The organism is Amycolatopsis sp. NPDC102389, from assembly GCF_044765885.1.
GTDB lineage: Bacteria > Actinomycetota > Actinomycetes > Mycobacteriales > Pseudonocardiaceae > Amycolatopsis.
Map to the genome: position 1 here is coordinate 30,271 of NZ_JBIWKX010000035.1, position 18,948 is coordinate 49,218.

An 18,948-nucleotide genomic window follows, 5' to 3' on the forward strand; every position below is an offset into this window, starting at 1 on the left:
TCCGTTTAATGCCCGTATGACCAGTCCCGCGTGGAGGCTCCAAATCGGGCAATTTGATCTGAGGAAGTGTCCCTTATGGACAGTCTCAGCGCGCCACTTTTGGCTTAGCCCTCGATAACTCACGTGATCAGGGGCGTAACTCACGTGCTTGCAGGCGTAACTCGCGTGATCGGAGACCGCACATGTGAGTGCGCTGCCCAGTCACGCGAGTTACGGCTCCAATCACGCGAGTTACGGCTCCGGTCACTTGCCGACGTAGGCCGCCAGGTGTTCGCCGGTGAGCGTCGAAGCGCTCGCGACGAGGTCGGACGGCGTGCCCTCGAAGACGATCTTGCCGCCGTCGTGGCCGGCGCCCGGGCCGAGGTCGATGATCCAGTCGGCGTGCGCCATGACCGCCTGGTGGTGCTCGATCACGATCACCGACTTGCCCGCGTCGACGAGCCGGTCCAGGAGGCCGAGCAGGTTCTCGACATCGGCGAGGTGCAGGCCGGTGGTCGGCTCGTCGAGGATGTAGACGCCGCCCTTGTCGCCCATGTGCGTCGCGAGCTTCAGCCGCTGCCGCTCGCCGCCGGAAAGCGTGGTGAGCGGCTGGCCGAGGCTGAGGTAGCCGAGCCCGACGTCGTCGAGCCTGCTGAGGATCGCGTGCGCGGCGGGAATGCGCCCTTCGCCCTCTCCGAAGAACTTCACGGCCTCGGACACCGGCATTTCGAGTGCCTCGCTGATGTTCTTGCCGCCGAAGGTGTACTCCAGCACCGAGGCCTGGAACCGCTTGCCTTCGCATTCCTCGCAGGTGGTCGCGGTACCCGCCATGATGCCGAGGTCGGTGTAGATGACGCCCGCGCCGTTGCAGGTCGGGCAGGCGCCCTCGGAGTTGGCGCTGAACAGCGCCGGCTTCACGCCGTTGGCCTTGGCGAAGGCCTTGCGGATCGGTTCGAGCAGGCCGGTGTAGGTGGCGGGGTTGCTCCGCCGCGAGCCCCGGATGGGGGTCTGGTCGACCGAGACCACGCCCTCGGCGGCCGGGATCGATCCGTGGAGGAGGGAACTCTTGCCGGAGCCCGCGACACCGGTGACCACGCAGAGGACGCCGAGCGGGACGTCGACGTCGACGTTCCGGAGGTTGTGCCGGTCCGCGCCGCGGATCTCCAGTTTGCCGGTGGGCTTGCGGACGCTGTCCTTGAGCGACGCCCGGTCGTCGAGGTGCCTGCCGGTGATGGTGTCGCTCGCGCGCAGTCCTTCGACGGTGCCCTCGAAGCAGATCGTCCCGCCCGCGGTGCCCGCGCCGGGGCCGAGGTCGACGACGTGGTCGGCGATGGCGATGGTCTCCGGCTTGTGCTCGACGACCAGCACCGTGTTGCCCTTGTCGCGCAACTGCTGGAGCAGGTTGTTCATCCGCTCGATGTCGTGCGGGTGCAGCCCGATGGTGGGCTCGTCGAACACGTAGGTGACGTCGGTGAGCGAGGACCCGAGGTGTCGGATCATCTTCGTACGCTGCGCCTCGCCACCCGAAAGGGTGCCGGACGGCCGGTCGAGGGAGAGGTAGCCGAGTCCGATGTCGACGAAGGAGTCGAGCGTGTGCTGGAGCTTCTCCAGCAGCGGCGCCACCGACGGCTCCTTGAGCCCGCGGACCCAGTCGGCGAGGTCGCTGATCTGCATCCGGCAGGCGTCGGCGATGTTGATCCGCTTGATCTTCGACGACCGCGCGAGCTCGCTGAGCCTGCTCCCGTCGCATTCCGGGCAGACCGCGAAGGTGACCGCCCGGTCCACGAACGTGCGGATATGCGGCTGCATCGCCTCGCGGTCCTTGGACAGGAACGACTTCTGGATCGTGGGGATCAGCCCCGAATAGGTCAGGTTGATGCCTTCGATCTTGAGTTTGACCGGCTCCTTGTAGAGCAGATCGTCCAGCTGCCGCTTGGTGTACTTCTTGATCGGCTTGTCGGGATCGAAGAAGCCGCAGCCGCGCAGGATGCGGCCGTACCAGCCCTCCATGGAGAAACCGGGGATCGTCAGCGCGCCCTCGTTGAGGGATTTGGTGTCGTCGTACAGCGCGGTGAGGTCGATGTCGTTGACCTTGCCCCGCCCCTCGCACCGGGCGCACATCCCGCCGGTGATGCTGAACTCGCGGCGCTCCTTCGTGGTCCGGCCGCCCTTTTCGACGGTCACGGCGCCCGCACCGGAGATCGAGGCGACGTTGAAGGAGAACGCCTGCGGCGAACCGATGTGCGGCTTCCCGATCCGGCTGAAGAGGATGCGCAGCATCGCGTACGCGTCGGTGGCGGTGCCGACCGTGGAGCGGGGGTCCGAGCCCATCCGCTGCTGGTCGACGATGATCGCGGTGGTCAGGCCGTCGAGCACGTCGACCTCGGGCCGGGCCAGCGTCGGCATGAAGCCCTGCACGAAGGTGCTGTACGTCTCGTTGATCAGCCGCTGCGACTCGGCCGCGATCGTGTCGAAGACCAGGGAGCTCTTGCCCGATCCGGAGACGCCGGTGAACACGGTCAGCCGTCGCTTCGGCAGCTCGACGGCGACGTCCTTGAGGTTGTTCTCGTTCGCGCCGACGACGCGGATCAGGTCGTGGCTGTCGGCGGGGTGTTCCTCGGGCGGCTGCGGCCGGGAGGTCTTGCGCATCGTTTCTCCATCCTCATGTGGGCCGCGTGTACGTTCCGTCAGCCTCACCGGGCTCGATCTAACCAGCTTCGAGCCGTTCGTCCTCGACGACGATCACGCTAGGTGAGTTCGGGGGACTTCCGCTTCTCGATTCCTGATCCGTCTCCGGAGAGCAGGGGCGCGACGAGCTTCTCGCCTTCGGGCCACGGCCCGTGTGCCCCCGTGAGGTGCCCGACGAAACCGATGTCCGAGAAGTCGGCGCCCCAGAGCCCGGCGAAGTACCGGGCGCGGGCCGGAGTCATCCAGCGGTCGTTCGCGCTCGCGGCGACGACGGCGGGGAAGGGGAGCCGGAGGCGGGGGATCGGGGCGAACCCGGCCAGCGCGGGCTCCGGGTTCTCCTCGACGTCGGGAGGCGTGACGAACAGGGCACCGCGCACCGGCCGGTCGCCCCCGGCCGCGAGCCAGTGCAACACCGTCAAGCAGCCGAGACTGTGTGCCACCAGCACGGGAGGGTCGGTCGCCTCCGCGAGCGCCTCGTCCAGCCGGGCGACCCAGTCCTCGCGGACGGGCGCGTCCCAGTCGTCCTGGACGAACCGCTTCGAACCCGGATAACGGTCGAGCCATACCGACTGCCAGTCCCCGGGCTCGGGACCGAACCAGCCGTCGGCGAAGAGCAATGCCATGGGCCCAGTATTCAGACGCTCCAGCCCTCGCTCTTGGTCGCCTTCAGGTAGTCCTCGACCGGCGGGCCGACCGGCCTGCCCTCGTACTGGGTCGACAGCACCACCGACGATCTGATCTCGCCGTGTTTGCCCAGCCGCTCGAAGAGGCCTTCGAGGTGTTCGAGCGATACGGCCCGCACCTTCAGCATCGTGCAGCGGTCGCCGCTGAGCCGGTGCAATTCGACCACCTCGGGGTAGTCGTCCGACTTGCTGGTGCGCAGGAGGCAGCTGCCGAGCGAGCACCGCATCTCGACGAACGCCTGCAGGCCGTATCCGGCGCGGTGCGCGTCGACCTGGGCGCGATACCCGGTGATGACGCCCGCCTCCTCCAGCCGCCGGACCCGCTCGGCGACGGCGGGCGCGGAGAGGTTCACGCGACGGCCCAGCTCCTTGAACGAAAGCCGTCCGTCGCCCTGGAGCGTTTCGAGGAGCCGCCAGTCGAGATCGTCCAGCGCCCTTTCCGATCGTAAGGTCATCGCGCCCGGATTCCTTCCATGATGCGCCCCGCACCCCCGCGAGGCCTTCGACAGCCTATTCGCCGCGGCGCCCGGAATCCCTAGGTTTGAATCATGAAACCGATGTTCGCGCTCTTCATGGGCGTCGCCTGTCTCAGTACCGCGGTCGTCGGGCTGTCCACCACGGCGGCGTTGATCGTGGTCGAGCACGCCGGCGCGGCGTGGAGCGGGTTGCCGAACGCCGTGCTGGTACTCGGTTCCGCCGTGGGCTCGCTGTCGTCGGGGGCGCTGGCCGCGCGCCGCGGCAGGCGGTTCGTCCTGGTGCTGATGTACGGCTCCGCGGTGATGGGCGCGCTGATCTCGTTCGCCGGTGTGCTCGGCGGATCCGTGCTCGCGCTGGTGGCGGGGATGCCCTTGATCGGCTTCGGCAACAGCGGGGCGCAGCTCTCCCGGTACACCGCGGCCGATCTGTCGCCCGAGCACCGCAAGGGTTTTGCACTGTCCACAATGGTCTGGGCGGGAACCGTCGGCGCGATCGCGGGGCCCGCCCTGATCGCCCCCGCCGCGGCGAGGGCGGAAGCCGCCGAGCTCCCCGCGTTGTCCGGTCCGATCGCGGCGGGGGCGATCGTCGTGGCCATCGCCGTGGCCGCCGTCGCCACCCTGCCGCGTGGCCTCGCCGCCCCGGAGGAGGGGGTGCCGAAGCGGGAGCGGATGTCCGTGCGGAACCCGGTGATCCTCGGGCCGCTCGTGGCGATGGCCGGCGCCCAGCTGGCGATGGTGGCGGTGATGACGATGACCCCGGTCCAGCTGCACGAGCACGGTCAGGGGCTCGACGTCGTCGGCTGGGTGCTGAGCGCCCATCTCGTCGGGATGTTCGCGCTGGCGCCGTTGTCCGGCTGGATCGCCGACCGCTGGGGCGGCCGCGCGGCCATCTTCGGCGGGATCGGGACGCTCACCGTCGCGGCGGTCACGGTGATCGGCGCGCCCGATTCGCATCACGTGGGAATCCCGGTCGCGCTGTTCCTGCTGGGCTACGGCTGGAACCTGGTGTTCGTCGGTGGCAGCAGCATGCTCAGCCGCGATCTCCCGGCCGCTCAGCGGGCGAGGGCGCAGGGCACGGTCGACGCCTTCGTCTGGGGCACCTCCGCGGGGGCGAGCCTGCTGGCCGGGCAGTTGTTCGGCCTGGGTGGCTACGTCCTGGTCGCCGTCGCGGGCGGGCTGTGCGCCCTCGCCCCGCTCGCGGTGCTCGGCCGCCGGGCGGTCGTGCGGGAGCCCGGTGAAAAAGCCGGGCTCCGCTGATCTGCGAAACCGGGGCGCAGCCGTCATACTGCTTCACTCCGACGCGAACGAACCCGTGATGACGCAGATCACGTGGGTGACCGATTCGGAGGGTCCTAGGGTGAAAGCAGACAAGGTGCGGGAGATCGGGGGTGCACGATGAGCGAGTTCGCGGTGAATCTGCGGGACCGGGTACGGCAGGCGAGGGAGGACGTCCAGATCGCCAAGCAGGCCTCGGACGAGGACAGGGCTTCGGCCGTCGGCGCCGATCTGGCCAACCTGGAGCGACTGGCCGCCGAGCACGGGGTGGAGCTGCCTGAGCAGACCTCGGGTGACACCCGGGCGTGACCCCGGGTTCCGTGCCGGTGATGAGCCTTTGACACCCTGGGGCGTGTGACCGAAAGCCTGAACCGGATCCGTGCCTTCCTGGCGGATCGCGAACCGCCGACACCGTGCCTGGTGGTGGACACCGACCTGGTCGCGGCGCGTGCCGCCGCGGTGTCGGCGGCCTTCCCGGACGCGCTGATCCGGTACGCGGTCAAGGCGAATCCCACGCCCGAGGTCCTGGACGCGGTGGCGTCGACCGGCGCGGGATTCGACGTGGCGGGTACGGCGGAGATCGAGCTGTGCCTGTCCCGGGGCGCGCGGGCGGCGGAACTGGCCTACGGCAACACGATCAAGAAACCGGCGGACATCGCCTTCGCCTATGCGCGCGGGGTCCGTGAATTCACCACGGACTCCGCCGGTGATCTGGCGAATCTGGCCGAGCACGCGCCCGGATCGCTGGTCTCAGTACGCCTGCTGACCGGCGGGCCGGACTCGGTCACGCCGTTCGGCCACAAGTTCGGCTGCGAACCGGCGGTGGCCGCCGTCCTGCTCCGTCAGGCCGTGGAAGCCGGGCTGCGCCCGGGAATCGCATTCCACGTCGGCTCGCAGCAGCCGGATCCGGCCGCCTGGGAGATCGGGATCGCGACCGCGGCCAAGGTCGCCGCCGAAGCGGGCGTCGAACCGGAGCGGCTCAACATCGGCGGCGGGTTCGCCACCGAGCACCGGGGGCCCGTGCCGTCGCTTGCGGACTACGCGGCGGTCATCCACGCCGCACGCCGGCAGCATCTGCCGGAGCCGGAACTGCTGCTGGAACCCGGCAGGGTGATCGTCGCCGACGCCGGGCTCATCAGGACCGAGGTCGTCCTGGTGACCACGCGCGCCGCCGCAGACGAACGCCGATGGGTCTACCTCGACGTCGGCAGGTACAACGGAATGGCGGAGTGCGAGAACGAAGCCGTCGCGTATCGGCTGGAGGCCGTGGGCGTTAAAGGTCCGGAAGGGCCCGTGGTCCTCGCGGGGCCGACCTGCGATGGTGACGACGTGCTGTACCAGCGGACGCCGTGCGCGCTGCCGGGGTCGTTGAAGGCGGGCGACCGGCTGGACATCCCGGGCACCGGGGCGTACACCGCCAGCTATTCTTCCGTCGCCTTCAACGGAATCGAGCCGTTGCGCACCTATTGTGTGGGGAGGTTCGCCGATGCCGGGTGAAGAACCACTCGTCGGCCGGTTCGCCGGCCGCCACGTACTCGCGGAGTTCGAGGGGATCGAGCCGTCGTTGCTCGACGACGCCTCGCTCCTGAAGAAGACCCTCGCCGACGCGGTGACCGAGGCGGGGGCGACGGTCTGCGAAGTCGTGTCGCATTCCTTCGCGCCGCAAGGGGTCACCGTGCTCGCGCTGCTGGCGGAATCACACGCGTCGGTGCACACCTATCCGGAGATCGGCTCGGTGTTCGTGGACGTGTTCACCTGCGGGGACCGGGCGGATCCGGAGCGCGCGGTCGCCCTGCTGGCGAAGATGCTGGGCGCGGGCACCGTCCGGATGTCCACTGTGGAACGAGGAGAGAACTGATGGCGCAGCGAGTGATCGTCGAGCCGATGGGCGCGGGGCTCACCCGGAACTGGGACGTCGAGGAGGTCCTGTTCGAGGGCCGCACCGCGTTCCAGAACGTCCTCATCGGACGGACCGCGCAGGGGATCTCGCTCTTCTGCGACGACGAGCGGCAGAGCACGGAGCTGAGTCAGCTGGTCTACCACGAGGCGCTGATGGTCCCGTCGCTGTTGCTCGCCGAACGCGTCGAGCGGGTGCTGATCATCGGGTCCAGCGAAGGGGTCGCCTCCGAGCTCGCCGTCGCGGCGGGGGCGGAGGTGGTCGACCATGTCGACATCGACGCCGAAGCGGTGCGTGCCTGCGCCGAGCACCTTCCCTACGGCTATACCCTCGACGATCTGGCCCGCGCCGAACGCGGCGAGGGGAAGGTCCGTGTCCACTACCGCGACGGCTGGGAGTTCCTCGCCGAAGCCCAGGAGCGCGGGGACGCCTACGACGTGGTCGTGATCGACCTGCCGGACGAGAACGACGATCCGGCGGCGCAGCACAACCGGTTGTACGGAACCGACTTCCTGGCCCGGTGCGCGGCGTTGCTCACGGACGGAGGCGTGGTCGGCTGTCAGGCGGGTTGCCCGACGCTGTGGCGCAATCAGACCCTGATCGCGTCGTGGCGCCGGTTCAGCGAGTCGTTCGGAACCGTTCTCTATTACGGGTCGGACGAGCACGAGTGGGCCTTCGTGAGCGGCAGGGCCGACGTGCTCGACGATCCCGGCGCGCTCGTCGCGGAGAAGATCGGCAAGGCGGGGATCGGGGAGTCCACTATGGACGAAGACGCGCTGAGCGCGAACACCGTGCCGCCCTTTTCCCTGCGGCGGCACTGAGAACCGCGTGATCGTCGTCTCGCCGACATCGGCGGTCGTCGTCGCGGATACTTGGTCACAGGATCCTCCATCTGGTCGTTGCCGGGTGTCGCGGCGCGGGCCAGAATCGCTCTGGTGGGTAGCTGGGACACGGAAATCGCCGCGAGAGCGAACAGGGAACCCGCGGTCTGCGCGGCGTTCGCGAGTTTGACCGCGAGTGTCACGGAAGACCTCGGGCCGGACAAGGTCGTGGACACCTTGTCCCACGAATGCGCGCGGCTGCTGCCGATCGATTCCACCGAGGTCTTCCTGCCGGGTTTGAAACTGCGACGCCATCCCGAGGTGGTGGAGGAAGGGCCGGTGCTCGAATCGTTCGAAACCGGGACCGACATCGCCGTACGCGACCTTTCCGCCGCGGTTTCACGCTGGCCTGGTTACGTCGCCAGGATGGCGGGGCAGGGCTATGCAGCGGTTTCCGCGCTTCCGTTGCGGGCGATGGATGAAACCGTCGGTTCGATCGCTTTCCTCAGTGCCGAAAACGTCGTCTTGAGCGTCGAAGACCGCAGGCTGGGCCGCGCGCTCGCCGACGTCGCGACCCTGTGTCTCCTGCAGCAGCGGGAATTGCGCCACTACCGGACCCTCTCGGAACAGTTGCAGACGGCGCTCGACAGCCGGGTCGTCATCGAACAGGCGAAAGGTGTGCTCGCCGAGCGCGCCGGTATCGACCTCGGCACCGCTTTCCATCGCATGCGTTCTTTCGCCCGCAGTTCGAACAGGAAGCTGTCGGAGGTCGCGCGAGGCGTCGTCGATGGCACACTGGACACCCGGAAACTTCTTCGGCCGCGAAACCGGTGACCATCGCGGAAAAGGGCGGGCAAGGCTGGTAGGGCACTTGGTCACCGGAACCGGTGACTTGTCCCCGGCGATGCGCGACCGTGCGGCCCTACTGCGTGCGGACGAAATCGGAAAGGCTTCACCCAGAAGAAAGGTGCGGTGAAGTCATGGCGCTGTTGGGAAGCCTACTCGGGAGGAGCCGGTCGGTACGGCCGAGCCTGCTTCCGTTGCTGGAGTTGAGGTCGGCGGTATTGGCACTGCGATCCGGGTACGGTCTCGCTCCGACGGGTTCGGGGGCGGTCTGCTTCGTCGCGGACGGGCGCCCCGGTGCGGAGACGGAGGCGGAGATCATCGCCGGCCTCGCCGGGGATTCCGGCCGCCGCAACCTGGTCACCCATGACGCGCACGGCCGGACGATCGTCCGGTGCTGGCGGGAGAACGGCGACCTCGGCTGGCTGCTCGACGATCTCGTCGACGTCAACGAGAGGCTGGCTCAGGCCGGGTTCGCGGCGTGGCTGTCGCATACGACGGTCGAGTTCGCCGAGCTGAGCGACATGCGGCACTCGAGGCTGACGATGGTCTATCGCCGGGAGCGCGGCACCTTCTACCCGTACGCGCCTCGCGGGAGCCGCGGCCGGGACCGGGCGATGGAGCTGAAGATCCGCTCGTCGCTGACCCGGGTCGTGCCGATGGAGGCGGATATCAGCCGGTGGCGCCCGGTGTGACCGGCGCGCGCCCGGTCAGCCGGGTACGCCGCTGAGCCAGCCGCGCAGTCGCTGGACGCGCCGGTCCCGTGGGTTCCATCGCGGGAACCGGCGCCGCGACCGGGTGGCGAGGGCCGCGCCCTCGAGCTGCCGGATGGCGGTCAGGACGTCGTCGAGCAGGCCGGTGTGCGTCTCCGGTTTCGCCTCGATCCTCGGGAGCCGCTCGAGTTCGGCGGCGAGGAGCGTCCGGCGGGCGGCGGCCTGCGTGCCGGGACGGCGGCGGGTCTCGCAGATTCTCGTGGTCACGTCCCGGTTCACCCTTCCCGTACTCACGATCGGCGAAATTCGTCACCTACGACGATGAGGTACCGAAGGCCGTTCCGGTCAGCGCCGAAGGTCGTGCCATCGAGGGCACAAAGACCCCACTCGGTCGCCGAACGGGTACGGCGGGTCACGGGTCGGCGTCGAAACGACGGGCCCGCCGGACGCGGTGGGACAATGCGCCGGCACATCCGGCGCACCGATCGGAGAATCCGCACGCGGGTGAATACGGCCGTGGGCAGGATTGATTTCCGGGAATCTGCCGGACAATGGTCCGGCGAGACCCACGATCGACGGAGAAGGTGCATGCCGAACCCGAGCTTTCCGCAGCCCATGCCCCCGGCCGCGGCCCCGATCCGGGTGCTGCTCGTCGAGGACCACAAGATGGTGGCCGAAGCCCTGGGCGCGGCCTTCGAAGAATTCCCGGAGATCGATCTGGTCGCGTCGGTGGAATCCTTGGCACACGGGATGATCGCGGCGGGGGAGCACCGGCCCGACATCGTGTTGCTCGATCGGCGGCTGCCGGACGGCGACGGGATCGAGGCGATCGCCGGGTTCCGCGAGGTCTCGCCGTCGAGCAGGGTGCTGGTGCTGACCGGCGACGCGAACAGCGCCATCGTCGCCAGGATCCTCGAGGTCGGCGGGGCCGGGCTGTTGCTGAAATCCGGTCTCCTCGACGAGCTGATCAGGGCGATCCGGACCATCGCGGCGGGCGACCTGGTCATCGATCCGGAGTTGCTCAGTGGCGCGCTGGCCATGCTGGCCGGCACTTCGGGCAGGCTCGGGCCGGTGCTGACCCTGCGGGAGCGGCAGGTACTGGGGTTGATCGCCGACGGCGCCGGGACCGACCGGATCGCCGACGAGCTGCGGCTGGCGCGGAATACCGTGCGGAATCACGTGCAGCGGATCCTGGTGAAGACCGGGACCCATTCGAAACTCGAAGCCGTGGCGCACGCACGGAAGAATGGCCTCCTCGAACGGCCGTAGCGGGGAGACGTATCCGAGTGTCAAGCTGCACTATGGCCATGCTGCCATCGGAACGGACACCTGATCACCGTAGCGCTGTGCTCTTCGAGTTGTTCATGCACAGCGTCGTCGACTACGCCATTTACCTGCTGGACGTCGACGGACGGGTGATCAGCTGGAACCCGGGGGCGGAACGGATCAAGGGATATTCCGAGGACGAGATCCTCGGCCGTCATTTCTCCGTTTTCTACACCGATGCCGACGTCGCAGGCGGGAAACCCGCGGCCGAACTGCTGGTCGCCGCACAGATGGGGAGCCACGAGGAGGAGGGCTGGCGCGTCCGCCGCGGCGGGCAACGGTTCTGGGCCAACACCGTGATCACCGCGTTGCGAGACGAACAGGGCGACCTAGTCGGTTTCGGCAAAGTGACCCGTGATCTCACCGAACGCCGGAGAATACTGGCGGAAAGGACCGAGCGGCGGCAGGCCTTCGCGCATTTGGTCCGGGCACAGGAAACCGAACGCCGGCGTATCGCGTGGGATGTTCACGACGATTCCATTCAGTCGATGATCGCGGTGAGCATGCGGTTGCAGATGCTCGCCGCACAACGGCGTGATCCCGCTTTGATGCAACTCGACGAAGCGATTCAAGGGGCGATCCGGCGATTGCGGATCCTCGTCGCCCAATTGCGCCCGCCCGCGCTGAACGACGAGGACCTGGTCGCTTCCGTCCGCGACTACCTCGACGAGGTCGTCGCCGGCTGGGGGCTCGACTGCACGCTGCGGCACGATCTCGCCGCCGACCCGCCGCCCGACCTCGTCGTCACCGCCTTCCGCATTCTTCAGGAGGCGTTGGTGAACGTGCGTAAACACGCGAACGCCGGCAGCGTCGTGGTCTCGCTGACGGAACGGGACGGCGGTCTGCTGGTGAAGGTCGCCGACGACGGCGACGGGATGAAACCGGACGGCGACCAGGCGCACGAAACGTTGTCGGGCGAGCACATCGGAATGGCGTCGATGCGTGAACGTGCGGAAGCGGCGCAAGGCTGGTTCCGGATTTCCAGCAGGCCGGGCGAAGGTACGTCGGTCGCCTTCTGGATTCCGCTGGGCCCTCCCGGGCCCGCGCGGAGCTGAACGAAGGAGCGTTTCGATGCCGGAGCCGGGAAGCAAACGCGGATCCAGAGAAGTCGTCCGCGTGGGCGGGGCGATCGACGACCAGGGCCTGCAGCGGCTGCTGGAGGGGCTGAAAGCCGTTCGCGACGGTGATTTCAGCACTCGCCTGCCGCAGGTGGACGACGTCCTCATGGACGAGATGGCGGTCGTCTTCAACGGGATGGTCGATCAGCTGGCGTTGTTCACCTCCGAGGTCACCCGGGTCGCGCGCGAGGTGGGGACCGACGGGAAGCTCGGTGGCCAGGCGGCGGTGCCCTCGGTTTCGGGGACCTGGAAGGACCTCACCGATTCGGTGAACGCGATGGCGGGCAACCTCACGGGCCAGGTCCGTGACATCGCCGAGGTCGCGACCGCGGTGGCGAAGGGTGATCTCTCGCAGAAGATCACCGTCGACGTCAAGGGCGAGATGCTCGAGTTGAAGAACACGATCAACACGATGGTGGATCAGTTGTCGTCGTTCGCGGACGAGGTCACGCGGGTGGCGCGCGAGGTCGGCAGCGAAGGACGGCTGGGCGGGCAGGCGGAAGTTCCCGGGGTGGCGGGCACGTGGCGGGATCTGACGACGTCGGTGAACTTCATGGCGGGAAACCTGACCGATCAGGTGCGGTCGATCGCCGAGGTGACGACGGCCGTCGCGAAGGGTGATCTGTCGCAGAAGATCACGGTCGACGCGCGGGGCGAGATCCTGGAGTTGAAGAACACGATCAACACGATGGTGGATCAGTTGTCGTCGTTCGCGGACGAGGTCACGCGCGTCGCTCGCGAGGTCGGCACCGAGGGCGCTCTCGGCGGGCAGGCTCAGGTGCCCGGCGTGGCGGGGACGTGGCGGGATCTGACGACGTCGGTGAACTTCATGGCAGGCAACCTCACCGCGCAGGTGCGGTCCATCGCCCAGGTCGCCACAGCGGTGGCGAAGGGCGACTTGTCGCAGAAGATCACCGTGGACGCGCGGGGCGAGATCCTGGAGTTGAAGAACACGATCAACACGATGGTGGATCAGTTGTCGTCGTTCGCGGACGAGGTCACGCGCGTCGCTCGCGAGGTCGGTACCGAGGGGCGGCTGGGTGGTCAGGCGGACGTCAAGGGTGTGTCGGGTACGTGGAAGGGTTTGACGGAGTCGGTGAATGTCATGGCCGACAACCTGACGGACCAGGTGCGGTCCATCGCCGAGGTCACCACCGCGGTGGCGAAGGGCGACCTTTCCCAGAAGATCCGCGTCGACGCCCGCGGCGAGATCCTGGAACTCAAGGACACCATCAACACGATGGTCGGCCAGTTGTCGTCGTTCGCCGACGAGGTCACGCGGGTGGCCCGTGAGGTGGGTACGGAGGGGCGGCTGGGGGGTCAGGCGGACGTCAAGGGTGTGTCGGGTACGTGGAAGGGTTTGACCGAGTCGGTGAATGTCATGGCCGACAACCTGACCGACCAGGTGCGCTCCATCGCCCAGGTCGCGACGGCGGTCGCCAGGGGTGACCTGTCCCAGAAGATCACCGTCGAGGCGAAGGGCGAGGTCGCCGCGCTCGCGCAGACGATCAACACGATGGTCGACACGCTCTCGGCCTTCGCGGACGAGGTCACGCGCGTGGCGCGCGAGGTCGGCACCGAGGGCATCCTCGGCGGGCAGGCCAGGGTGCCAAACGTCGCCGGGACCTGGAAGGACCTCACCGACAACGTCAACTCGATGGCGAACAACCTCACCGGCCAGGTCCGCAACATCGCCCAGGTGACCACCGCGGTGGCGCAGGGCGACCTCTCGCGCAAGATCGACGTCGACGCGCGGGGCGAGATCCTGGAGCTCAAGACCACCATCAACACGATGGTCGACCAGCTTTCCGCGTTCGCCGCGGAGGTCACGCGCGTCGCCCGCGAGGTCGGCAGCGAAGGACGGCTCGGCGGCCAAGCCGAGGTCGAAGGCGTTTCGGGCACCTGGAAGCGGCTGACGGAGAACGTCAACGAGCTCGCCGGGAACCTGACCCGGCAGGTCCGGGCGATCGCCGAGGTGACCAGCGCGGTGGCCACCGGCGACCTCACGCGGTCGATCTCCGTCGAGGCACAGGGCGAGGTCGCGGAGCTCAAGGACAACATCAACGCGATGGTCCAGTCACTGCGCGAGACCACGCGGGCGAACGAGGAGCAGGACTGGCTCAACACCAACCTGGCCCGGATCTCGGGTCTGATGCAGGGCCATCGGGACCTGCGGGTGGTGGCCACGCTCATCATGAACGAGCTGACCCCGCTGGTCGGCGCCCAGCACGGGACGTTGTTCCTCACCGAATCCGGCGAGAGCGGCACCCGGCTGCGGCTGATCACCAGCTACGGGCACAGCGAGGCCCTGGACGCGCCCTCGGACTTCGCGATGGGGCAGTCGCTGATCGGGCAGGCCGCGCAGACCAAGAAACCGATCGTGGTCGACCGGACGCCGCCGGGCTTCGTGAAGATCTCGTCGAGCCTCGGCTCGGCTCCGCCGGTCACCCTGATCGTGCTGCCGATCGTCTTCGAGGACCAGGTGCTCGGCGTCATCGAACTGGCGTCGTTCGGTGAGTTCACCGCCGTGCGCAAGGACTTCCTCGAGCAGCTGATGGAGACCATCGGGGTCAACGTCAACACGATCATCGCCAACGCGCGGACCGATTCCCTGCTGGAGGAATCCCAGCGGCTCGCCGAGGAACTGCAGGCCCGCTCCGAGGAGCTTCAAGCGCAGCAGGCGAAACTGCAGGTGTCCAACGCGGAGCTGGAGGAGAAGGCCGAGCTGCTCGCCAGGCAGAACCGCGACATCGAGGTGAAGAACTTCGAAATCGAGCAGGCGCGCCAGGAGATCGAAGAACGTGCGCAGCAGCTCGCGCTGGCGTCCAAGTACAAGTCCGAGTTCCTGGCCAACATGTCGCACGAACTCCGGACGCCGTTGACCAGCCTGCTGATCCTCGCGGGGGTGCTGTCACAGAACTCGACCCAGAACCTGACGCCCAAACAGGTCGAGTTCGCCAAGGTGATCCAGTCCGCGGGCACCGATCTGCTGCAGCTGATCAACGACATCCTCGACCTGTCGAAGGTCGAGGCGGGCAAGATGGACATCCACCACGAGCCGTTCCCGCTGCGCCAGCTGCTCGACTACGTGGGCACGACCTTCCGCCCGCTGACCGCGGAGAAGGGGCTCGACTTCCAGGTCACCGTCGAACCCAACGTGCCGGAGCTGCTGTTCACCGACGAGCAGCGACTGCGGCAGGTGCTGCGGAACCTGCTGTCGAACGCGGTCAAGTTCACCGAAGACGGCAGCGTCGAGCTTCGGGTGAAACTGGTCGACACGATCGGCTCGCCGTCGGGCGAGCCCCCGTACGAATCCCTGGTGGCCTTCAGCGTCACCGACACCGGGATCGGGATCGCCGAGGAGAACCTCGATTCGATCTTCGGCGCCTTCCAGCAGGCCGACGGGACCACGAGCCGCAAGTACGGCGGCACCGGGCTCGGCCTGTCGATCAGCCGCGAGGTCGCCTACCTGCTCGGCGGCGAGATCCGGGCGGACAGTGTCCTGGGGACCGGCAGCACGTTCACGCTTTTCCTTCCGGTTGCCAGGTTCGCCGCGCCCGCGAGCCTCGACGAGTCCACTGTGGACGACGCGGTGGAGCGACGGGTCCTGGTGGTGGAGAGTGAGCAGAACAGTCTGCTGACCCTGCTCGCGCGCGGTGTCGCGGCCGACATCGCGGACAGCCACGGCTCGGTCCAGGTCCGGGCGGTGGCGGATCCGGCGGAAGCGTTCGAGGAACTGAAACGCGACAGCTACCGCTGCGTCGTGCTCGACACCAGCATCCCCGGGACGAGCGCCTTGACGTTCCTCAAACGGCTCGTCGACGGGCCGGATCCCATCGAAGTCCCCGTGCTGGCGTACGCGACCCGCAAGCTCAGCGCCGCGCACGAACGGTTGCTGCACGGGCACGCGCGGGTGCATCCGGTCGAACTGCTGCCTTCGCTGGACATGCTGCGGGAGCGCATCATGCTGCACATCTCGGCGAGTGAACTCGAAGGCATCCTGCCGCTGATGCACCAGCCCGAGGTGAGCCCGGAACCGACGGCTCAGGCCACCGAACCGCCTGCCGGACCGCCGCGGCTGCAGGGACGCAAGGTCCTGCTCGTCGACGACGACGCCCGCAACGTGTTCGCGATCTCCGGGATGCTCGAACTGCACGGCCTGTCGGTGGTGCACGCGCCCAACGGCCGCAAGGGCATCGAGGAGCTGCTCGCCGACGACGGCATCGACCTGATCCTGATGGACGTCATGATGCCGGAGATGGACGGCCACGCGACGACGGCGGCGATCCGCGAGATGCCGAAGTTCGCCGGCCTGCCGATCATCACCGTGACCGCGAAGGCGATGGAAGGGGACCGCGAGAAGAGCCTCGCCGCCGGCGCGAGCGACTACGTGACCAAACCCGTGAACGCGGAGGAACTCCTGGCTTGCATGGAACGCTGGCTCGCGGACTGACGTCCCGGCTACTCGGTCCCGTTGGCGCTGTTCGCGCAGACGCGGCGGATGGCCGCGACGATCTCGGTGTTGGGAGTGCCCTTCACGAGGTACTCGGTGACGCCCGCGGACGCCATCTGGGCGATGGATCGGGTGTCGCTGTGCGCGGAGAACGCCATCAGCCGCGTGTGCGGCACCCGCCGCCGGATCTCCCGCGCCATCCACACGCCACCCCCGCCGGGGATGCGCACGTCCAGCACGGCGACCTCCGGGGCCAGCAGTTCCGCGAGCGCGACCGCTTCCCCCGCGTCCAGCGCGATGGCGACCACCTCGATGTCCGGCTCGGACTCCAGGAGCGCGCGCAGGGCGTCGCCGATGACCGGGTTGTCGTCCGCGACGAGCACCCGAAGCCTGGGGGTCGGCGGTCGGTTCATCACCCAGTCCGTGCCCGCGTGGTCTGCGGCGCCGGTGGTGGTCGCGGGCCCCCCGCCGAACATGGCGTGCCTCAGCAAGGGATCCGGCGGTCACCTTCGCTCGGCTGCTCGATGAGCGTCCTGGCGACGTCGTGGATTTTCATGTTGTTGTTGCGGCAGAACGAACGCAGCAGTTCGAACGCCGCTTCGATGTCGACCTGGTAACGCTCGGCGAGGATTCCCTTCGCCTGCTCGATGGGGAGCCGGTGGTCCAGCGCGTACTGGAGCTGCTCGGCGCGGGCCCGGTAGAAGCGGACGCGGTCGCGCATGGCCACGAGGTCGTCGGCCGGGTCGGGAGAGCCTGGTAACGGGGCAGGCGAATGCGTGGTCTCGGACATGAGGTGATCGTCGCAGCGGCGGCACTGCTCCGGGAAGAACAGAACGTCCTGACTCGAATGATGCAAATGAACCTGGTCCGGACGGCGGCAGCCACCCGAACGGGCGCCGAACAGGGCCCTTTGGCCTGTCGCAGTGACCGGTCGTGCACCGTACGCTCAGCCGGGGAGGGGAATCGTGGAGGTCGGAATGCTCCGGGTGTTTCTTGTCGACGACCACGAGGTGGTCCGTCGAGGGGTCGCGGACATGCTCGAGGAGGACGCCGGCCTGTGCGTCGTCGGGCAGGCCGCGACGTTTTCCCAAGCGCTGGCGAGGATCCCGGCGCTGCGGCCGGACGTCGCGGTGCTCGACGTGCGGCTGCCGGACGGCAACGGCGTCGAACTCGCGCGGGAGCTGAGATCCAAGATGCCGGAATTGAAATGCCTGATGCTCACGTCCTACACCGATGAGCAGGCGATGCTGGACGCCATCATGGCGGGCGCGAGCGGCTACGTCATCAAGGACATCCGCGGAATGGACCTGGTGGCGGCGGTCAAGGAGGTCGGCCTCGGCCGGTCGCTGCTGGACGCGAGGGCGGCCGCGACGCTGATGGCGAAGTTCCGTGACGACGCCGCCAAAAAGGGCCCGCTGGCGGGCCTTTCCGACCAGGAACGCACGCTGCTGGAACTGATCGGTGAGGGGCTGACCAACCGGCAGATAGCCGAGCGGATGTTCCTCGCCGAGAAGACCGTGAAGAACTACGTGTCGCGGTTGCTGACGAAACTCGGGATGCAGCGGCGCACCCAGGCGGCGGTGCTGGCCACCGAATTGCGGCGGCAGTGACGGATCCCGCCCGGCTCAAGCGGAAATGAGCGAATCGAGCAGCACGTCGTCCAGCGGGCGGCGCGGCGTCCACGGCAGGGGCGAGCCGTAGCCGACCCGCAGCAGCACCTGTGGCCACACGCCGCAGCCGAGAATCCGCCGGAGTTCGGCGCGTGCCTCGCGAACCATGATCGGCGGCGAGATGAACGACGCGTCGAGTCCCGCGCCGGTCGCGGTGAGCAGCACCCGTTGCAGGGCCTGGCCCGCCTGCAGCCGGTCGAGCCGATCGTCGGTCAGCGATCCGATCGCGACCACGAGCGGGACCGGCCGCGGATCACCGGTCGCTCCGCCGAATTCGTCGAGGAGCCAGCTTTCGTCGGCAGGGCTGCCCTCGGTCGCGTAGGAGGGCACCCCGTCGCGAGTGCCCGCGCCCAGTTCTGTCCAGCGGCCGAGTTCGGCGAGGAAGGCGGGGTCGGCGAGCTGCTTCCGACGGGCGACCGTGGTGAGGTCGCGCAGAAGCCGGCACTGCTCGGCGTCGAGGTTCGGCAGCCACGCGTGCTCGAGTTCGGTGGCGTGGCGGAGCACGGCGAGGGTGGGTTTCGGGACGACGCTGGACAGGAACGGCCGCCGGTTGGTGCGGCGGCGGGGGATCGCGCGGGCGAGCCGGGCGACCTTCGGATCGGGGGTGCGCTCGGCGAGCGGGCGGACGACGGCCAGCAGATCGGGATCGGCGCGACTCGGCATCAGGGTCGTCGCCGGATGGAAGCCCAGTGCGTGAATCGCCGTCCGGAGGGTGAAGAGGGCGGCACCGCACGACAGAACGAGTTCACGGCCGTCCGGATCCGTGACCGGCAGGATACGGCGAGGATCGGCGTGGAGCTCGATCCCGGTTCCGGTGCACCGGAAAAGCCACGGCTGGGTGTTGTGCGTCGACGGGGCCAGCATGGCCGATCGGAGCACGGAATTCACCTGTTCGGAGTTCAGGCGTCCGACCCTGGTGACTTGTATGGTCATGGTTTCCCCCGCCGCTATGCCACGGGCAAATACGGTTGTCTGATGAGACGGTCCCGCTCACGGTGCGGGGCCG

18 protein-coding genes are annotated in these 18,948 nt (G+C 68.3%); 11 read left to right on the top strand and 7 right to left on the bottom strand.

Going from position 1 to position 18,948, the window contains the following annotated elements:
- Nucleotides 1–243 precede the first annotated feature (243 nt).
- From ACIRGA_RS26485 to ACIRGA_RS26495, 3 genes are all read right to left on the bottom strand, one after another.
- Nucleotides 244–2,628: an ATP-binding cassette domain-containing protein gene (locus ACIRGA_RS26485; RefSeq protein WP_400945514.1), complete on the bottom strand. Its 2,385-nt coding sequence runs from the start codon at nucleotides 2,626–2,628 to the stop codon at nucleotides 244–246.
- Between the two features lie 98 nt (nucleotides 2,629–2,726).
- The gene (locus tag ACIRGA_RS26490; protein WP_400945517.1) at nucleotides 2,727–3,290 is read right to left on the bottom strand and encodes an RBBP9/YdeN family alpha/beta hydrolase; all 564 of its coding nucleotides are present in this window, start codon (nucleotides 3,288–3,290) and stop codon (nucleotides 2,727–2,729) included.
- A gap of 11 nt (nucleotides 3,291–3,301) precedes the next feature.
- Entirely contained in the window at nucleotides 3,302–3,805 is a 504-nt protein-coding gene (locus ACIRGA_RS26495) for an Lrp/AsnC family transcriptional regulator (protein WP_400945519.1), read from the bottom strand.
- 93 nt (nucleotides 3,806–3,898) lie between these two features.
- Here ACIRGA_RS26495 and ACIRGA_RS26500 point away from each other — a divergent pair, with 93 nt between their 5' ends.
- From ACIRGA_RS26500 to ACIRGA_RS26530, 7 genes are all read left to right on the top strand, one after another.
- Complete coding sequence (locus ACIRGA_RS26500) at nucleotides 3,899–5,083, top strand: MFS transporter (RefSeq protein ID WP_400945522.1); 1,185 nt, start codon at nucleotides 3,899–3,901, stop codon at nucleotides 5,081–5,083.
- A 138-nt stretch (nucleotides 5,084–5,221) separates the two neighbouring features.
- A complete protein-coding gene (locus ACIRGA_RS26505; protein ID WP_400945524.1) occupies nucleotides 5,222–5,410 on the top strand; it encodes a hypothetical protein in 189 nt (62 codons plus the stop codon).
- A 45-nt stretch (nucleotides 5,411–5,455) separates the two neighbouring features.
- A complete protein-coding gene (locus ACIRGA_RS26510; RefSeq protein WP_400945527.1) occupies nucleotides 5,456–6,598 on the top strand; it encodes a type III PLP-dependent enzyme in 1,143 nt (380 codons plus the stop codon).
- Entirely contained in the window at nucleotides 6,588–6,959 is a 372-nt protein-coding gene (gene speD / locus ACIRGA_RS26515; RefSeq protein WP_400945529.1) for an adenosylmethionine decarboxylase, read from the top strand. The genes ACIRGA_RS26510 and speD overlap by 11 nt, the downstream gene beginning before the upstream one ends.
- The gene (locus ACIRGA_RS26520) at nucleotides 6,959–7,819 is read left to right on the top strand and encodes a spermidine synthase (protein ID WP_400945531.1); all 861 of its coding nucleotides are present in this window, start codon (nucleotides 6,959–6,961) and stop codon (nucleotides 7,817–7,819) included. The genes speD and ACIRGA_RS26520 overlap by 1 nt, the downstream gene beginning before the upstream one ends.
- Nucleotides 7,820–7,933: 114 nt before the next feature.
- On the top strand, nucleotides 7,934–8,653 hold the full coding sequence (locus ACIRGA_RS26525; RefSeq protein WP_400945534.1) for an ANTAR domain-containing protein: 720 nt from the start codon (nucleotides 7,934–7,936) through the stop codon (nucleotides 8,651–8,653).
- A gap of 146 nt (nucleotides 8,654–8,799) precedes the next feature.
- Complete coding sequence (locus ACIRGA_RS26530) at nucleotides 8,800–9,357, top strand: hypothetical protein (RefSeq protein ID WP_400945536.1); 558 nt, start codon at nucleotides 8,800–8,802, stop codon at nucleotides 9,355–9,357.
- Between the two features lie 15 nt (nucleotides 9,358–9,372).
- Here ACIRGA_RS26530 and ACIRGA_RS26535 read toward each other — a convergent pair whose 3' ends face one another.
- Complete coding sequence (locus ACIRGA_RS26535) at nucleotides 9,373–9,642, bottom strand: hypothetical protein (RefSeq protein WP_400945539.1); 270 nt, start codon at nucleotides 9,640–9,642, stop codon at nucleotides 9,373–9,375.
- A gap of 321 nt (nucleotides 9,643–9,963) precedes the next feature.
- Between ACIRGA_RS26535 and ACIRGA_RS26540 the strand changes: the two genes are divergently transcribed.
- From ACIRGA_RS26540 to ACIRGA_RS26550, 3 genes are all read left to right on the top strand, one after another.
- Complete coding sequence (locus ACIRGA_RS26540) at nucleotides 9,964–10,644, top strand: response regulator (RefSeq protein WP_400945541.1); 681 nt, start codon at nucleotides 9,964–9,966, stop codon at nucleotides 10,642–10,644.
- Between the two features lie 77 nt (nucleotides 10,645–10,721).
- Entirely contained in the window at nucleotides 10,722–11,756 is a 1,035-nt protein-coding gene (locus ACIRGA_RS26545; protein ID WP_400945543.1) for a PAS domain S-box protein, read from the top strand.
- A 16-nt stretch (nucleotides 11,757–11,772) separates the two neighbouring features.
- Entirely contained in the window at nucleotides 11,773–16,272 is a 4,500-nt protein-coding gene (locus ACIRGA_RS26550; protein ID WP_400945545.1) for a HAMP domain-containing protein, read from the top strand.
- 8 nt (nucleotides 16,273–16,280) lie between these two features.
- On the opposite strand, the gene ACIRGA_RS26555 is transcribed toward ACIRGA_RS26550, so the two are convergent.
- Nucleotides 16,281–16,655, bottom strand: coding sequence for a response regulator transcription factor (locus tag ACIRGA_RS26555; RefSeq protein WP_400945644.1), 375 nt, complete (start codon nucleotides 16,653–16,655; stop codon nucleotides 16,281–16,283).
- A 101-nt stretch (nucleotides 16,656–16,756) separates the two neighbouring features.
- Nucleotides 16,757–17,062: an ANTAR domain-containing protein gene (locus tag ACIRGA_RS26560; RefSeq protein ID WP_400945548.1), complete on the bottom strand. Its 306-nt coding sequence runs from the start codon at nucleotides 17,060–17,062 to the stop codon at nucleotides 16,757–16,759.
- A 187-nt stretch (nucleotides 17,063–17,249) separates the two neighbouring features.
- Between ACIRGA_RS26560 and ACIRGA_RS26565 the strand changes: the two genes are divergently transcribed.
- On the top strand, nucleotides 17,250–17,882 hold the full coding sequence (locus ACIRGA_RS26565; protein ID WP_400945550.1) for a response regulator: 633 nt from the start codon (nucleotides 17,250–17,252) through the stop codon (nucleotides 17,880–17,882).
- Between the two features lie 15 nt (nucleotides 17,883–17,897).
- Here the strand turns inward: ACIRGA_RS26565 and ACIRGA_RS26570 are convergent, their stop codons facing one another.
- Nucleotides 17,898–18,875, bottom strand: a complete 978-nt coding sequence (locus ACIRGA_RS26570; RefSeq protein ID WP_400945553.1) for an Acg family FMN-binding oxidoreductase — start codon at nucleotides 18,873–18,875, stop codon at nucleotides 17,898–17,900.
- Nucleotides 18,876–18,948: the final 73 nt, after the last annotated feature.

Coding starts and splice junctions, on each gene's coding strand:
- ACIRGA_RS26485 (WP_400945514.1), bottom strand. CDS start 2,628: ATGCGCAAGACCTCCCGGCCGCAGCCGCCCGAGGAACACCCCGCCGAC.
- ACIRGA_RS26490 (WP_400945517.1), bottom strand. CDS start 3,290: ATGGCATTGCTCTTCGCCGACGGCTGGTTCGGTCCCGAGCCCGGGGAC.
- ACIRGA_RS26495 (WP_400945519.1), bottom strand. CDS start 3,805: ATGACCTTACGATCGGAAAGGGCGCTGGACGATCTCGACTGGCGGCTC.
- ACIRGA_RS26500 (WP_400945522.1), top strand. CDS start 3,899: ATGAAACCGATGTTCGCGCTCTTCATGGGCGTCGCCTGTCTCAGTACC.
- ACIRGA_RS26505 (WP_400945524.1), top strand. CDS start 5,222: ATGAGCGAGTTCGCGGTGAATCTGCGGGACCGGGTACGGCAGGCGAGG.
- speD (WP_400945529.1), top strand. CDS start 6,588: ATGCCGGGTGAAGAACCACTCGTCGGCCGGTTCGCCGGCCGCCACGTA.
- ACIRGA_RS26520 (WP_400945531.1), top strand. CDS start 6,959: ATGGCGCAGCGAGTGATCGTCGAGCCGATGGGCGCGGGGCTCACCCGG.
- ACIRGA_RS26530 (WP_400945536.1), top strand. CDS start 8,800: ATGGCGCTGTTGGGAAGCCTACTCGGGAGGAGCCGGTCGGTACGGCCG.
- ACIRGA_RS26540 (WP_400945541.1), top strand. CDS start 9,964: ATGCCGAACCCGAGCTTTCCGCAGCCCATGCCCCCGGCCGCGGCCCCG.
- ACIRGA_RS26550 (WP_400945545.1), top strand. CDS start 11,773: ATGCCGGAGCCGGGAAGCAAACGCGGATCCAGAGAAGTCGTCCGCGTG.
- ACIRGA_RS26560 (WP_400945548.1), bottom strand. CDS start 17,062: ATGTCCGAGACCACGCATTCGCCTGCCCCGTTACCAGGCTCTCCCGAC.
- ACIRGA_RS26565 (WP_400945550.1), top strand. CDS start 17,250: ATGCTCCGGGTGTTTCTTGTCGACGACCACGAGGTGGTCCGTCGAGGG.
- ACIRGA_RS26570 (WP_400945553.1), bottom strand. CDS start 18,875: ATGACCATACAAGTCACCAGGGTCGGACGCCTGAACTCCGAACAGGTG.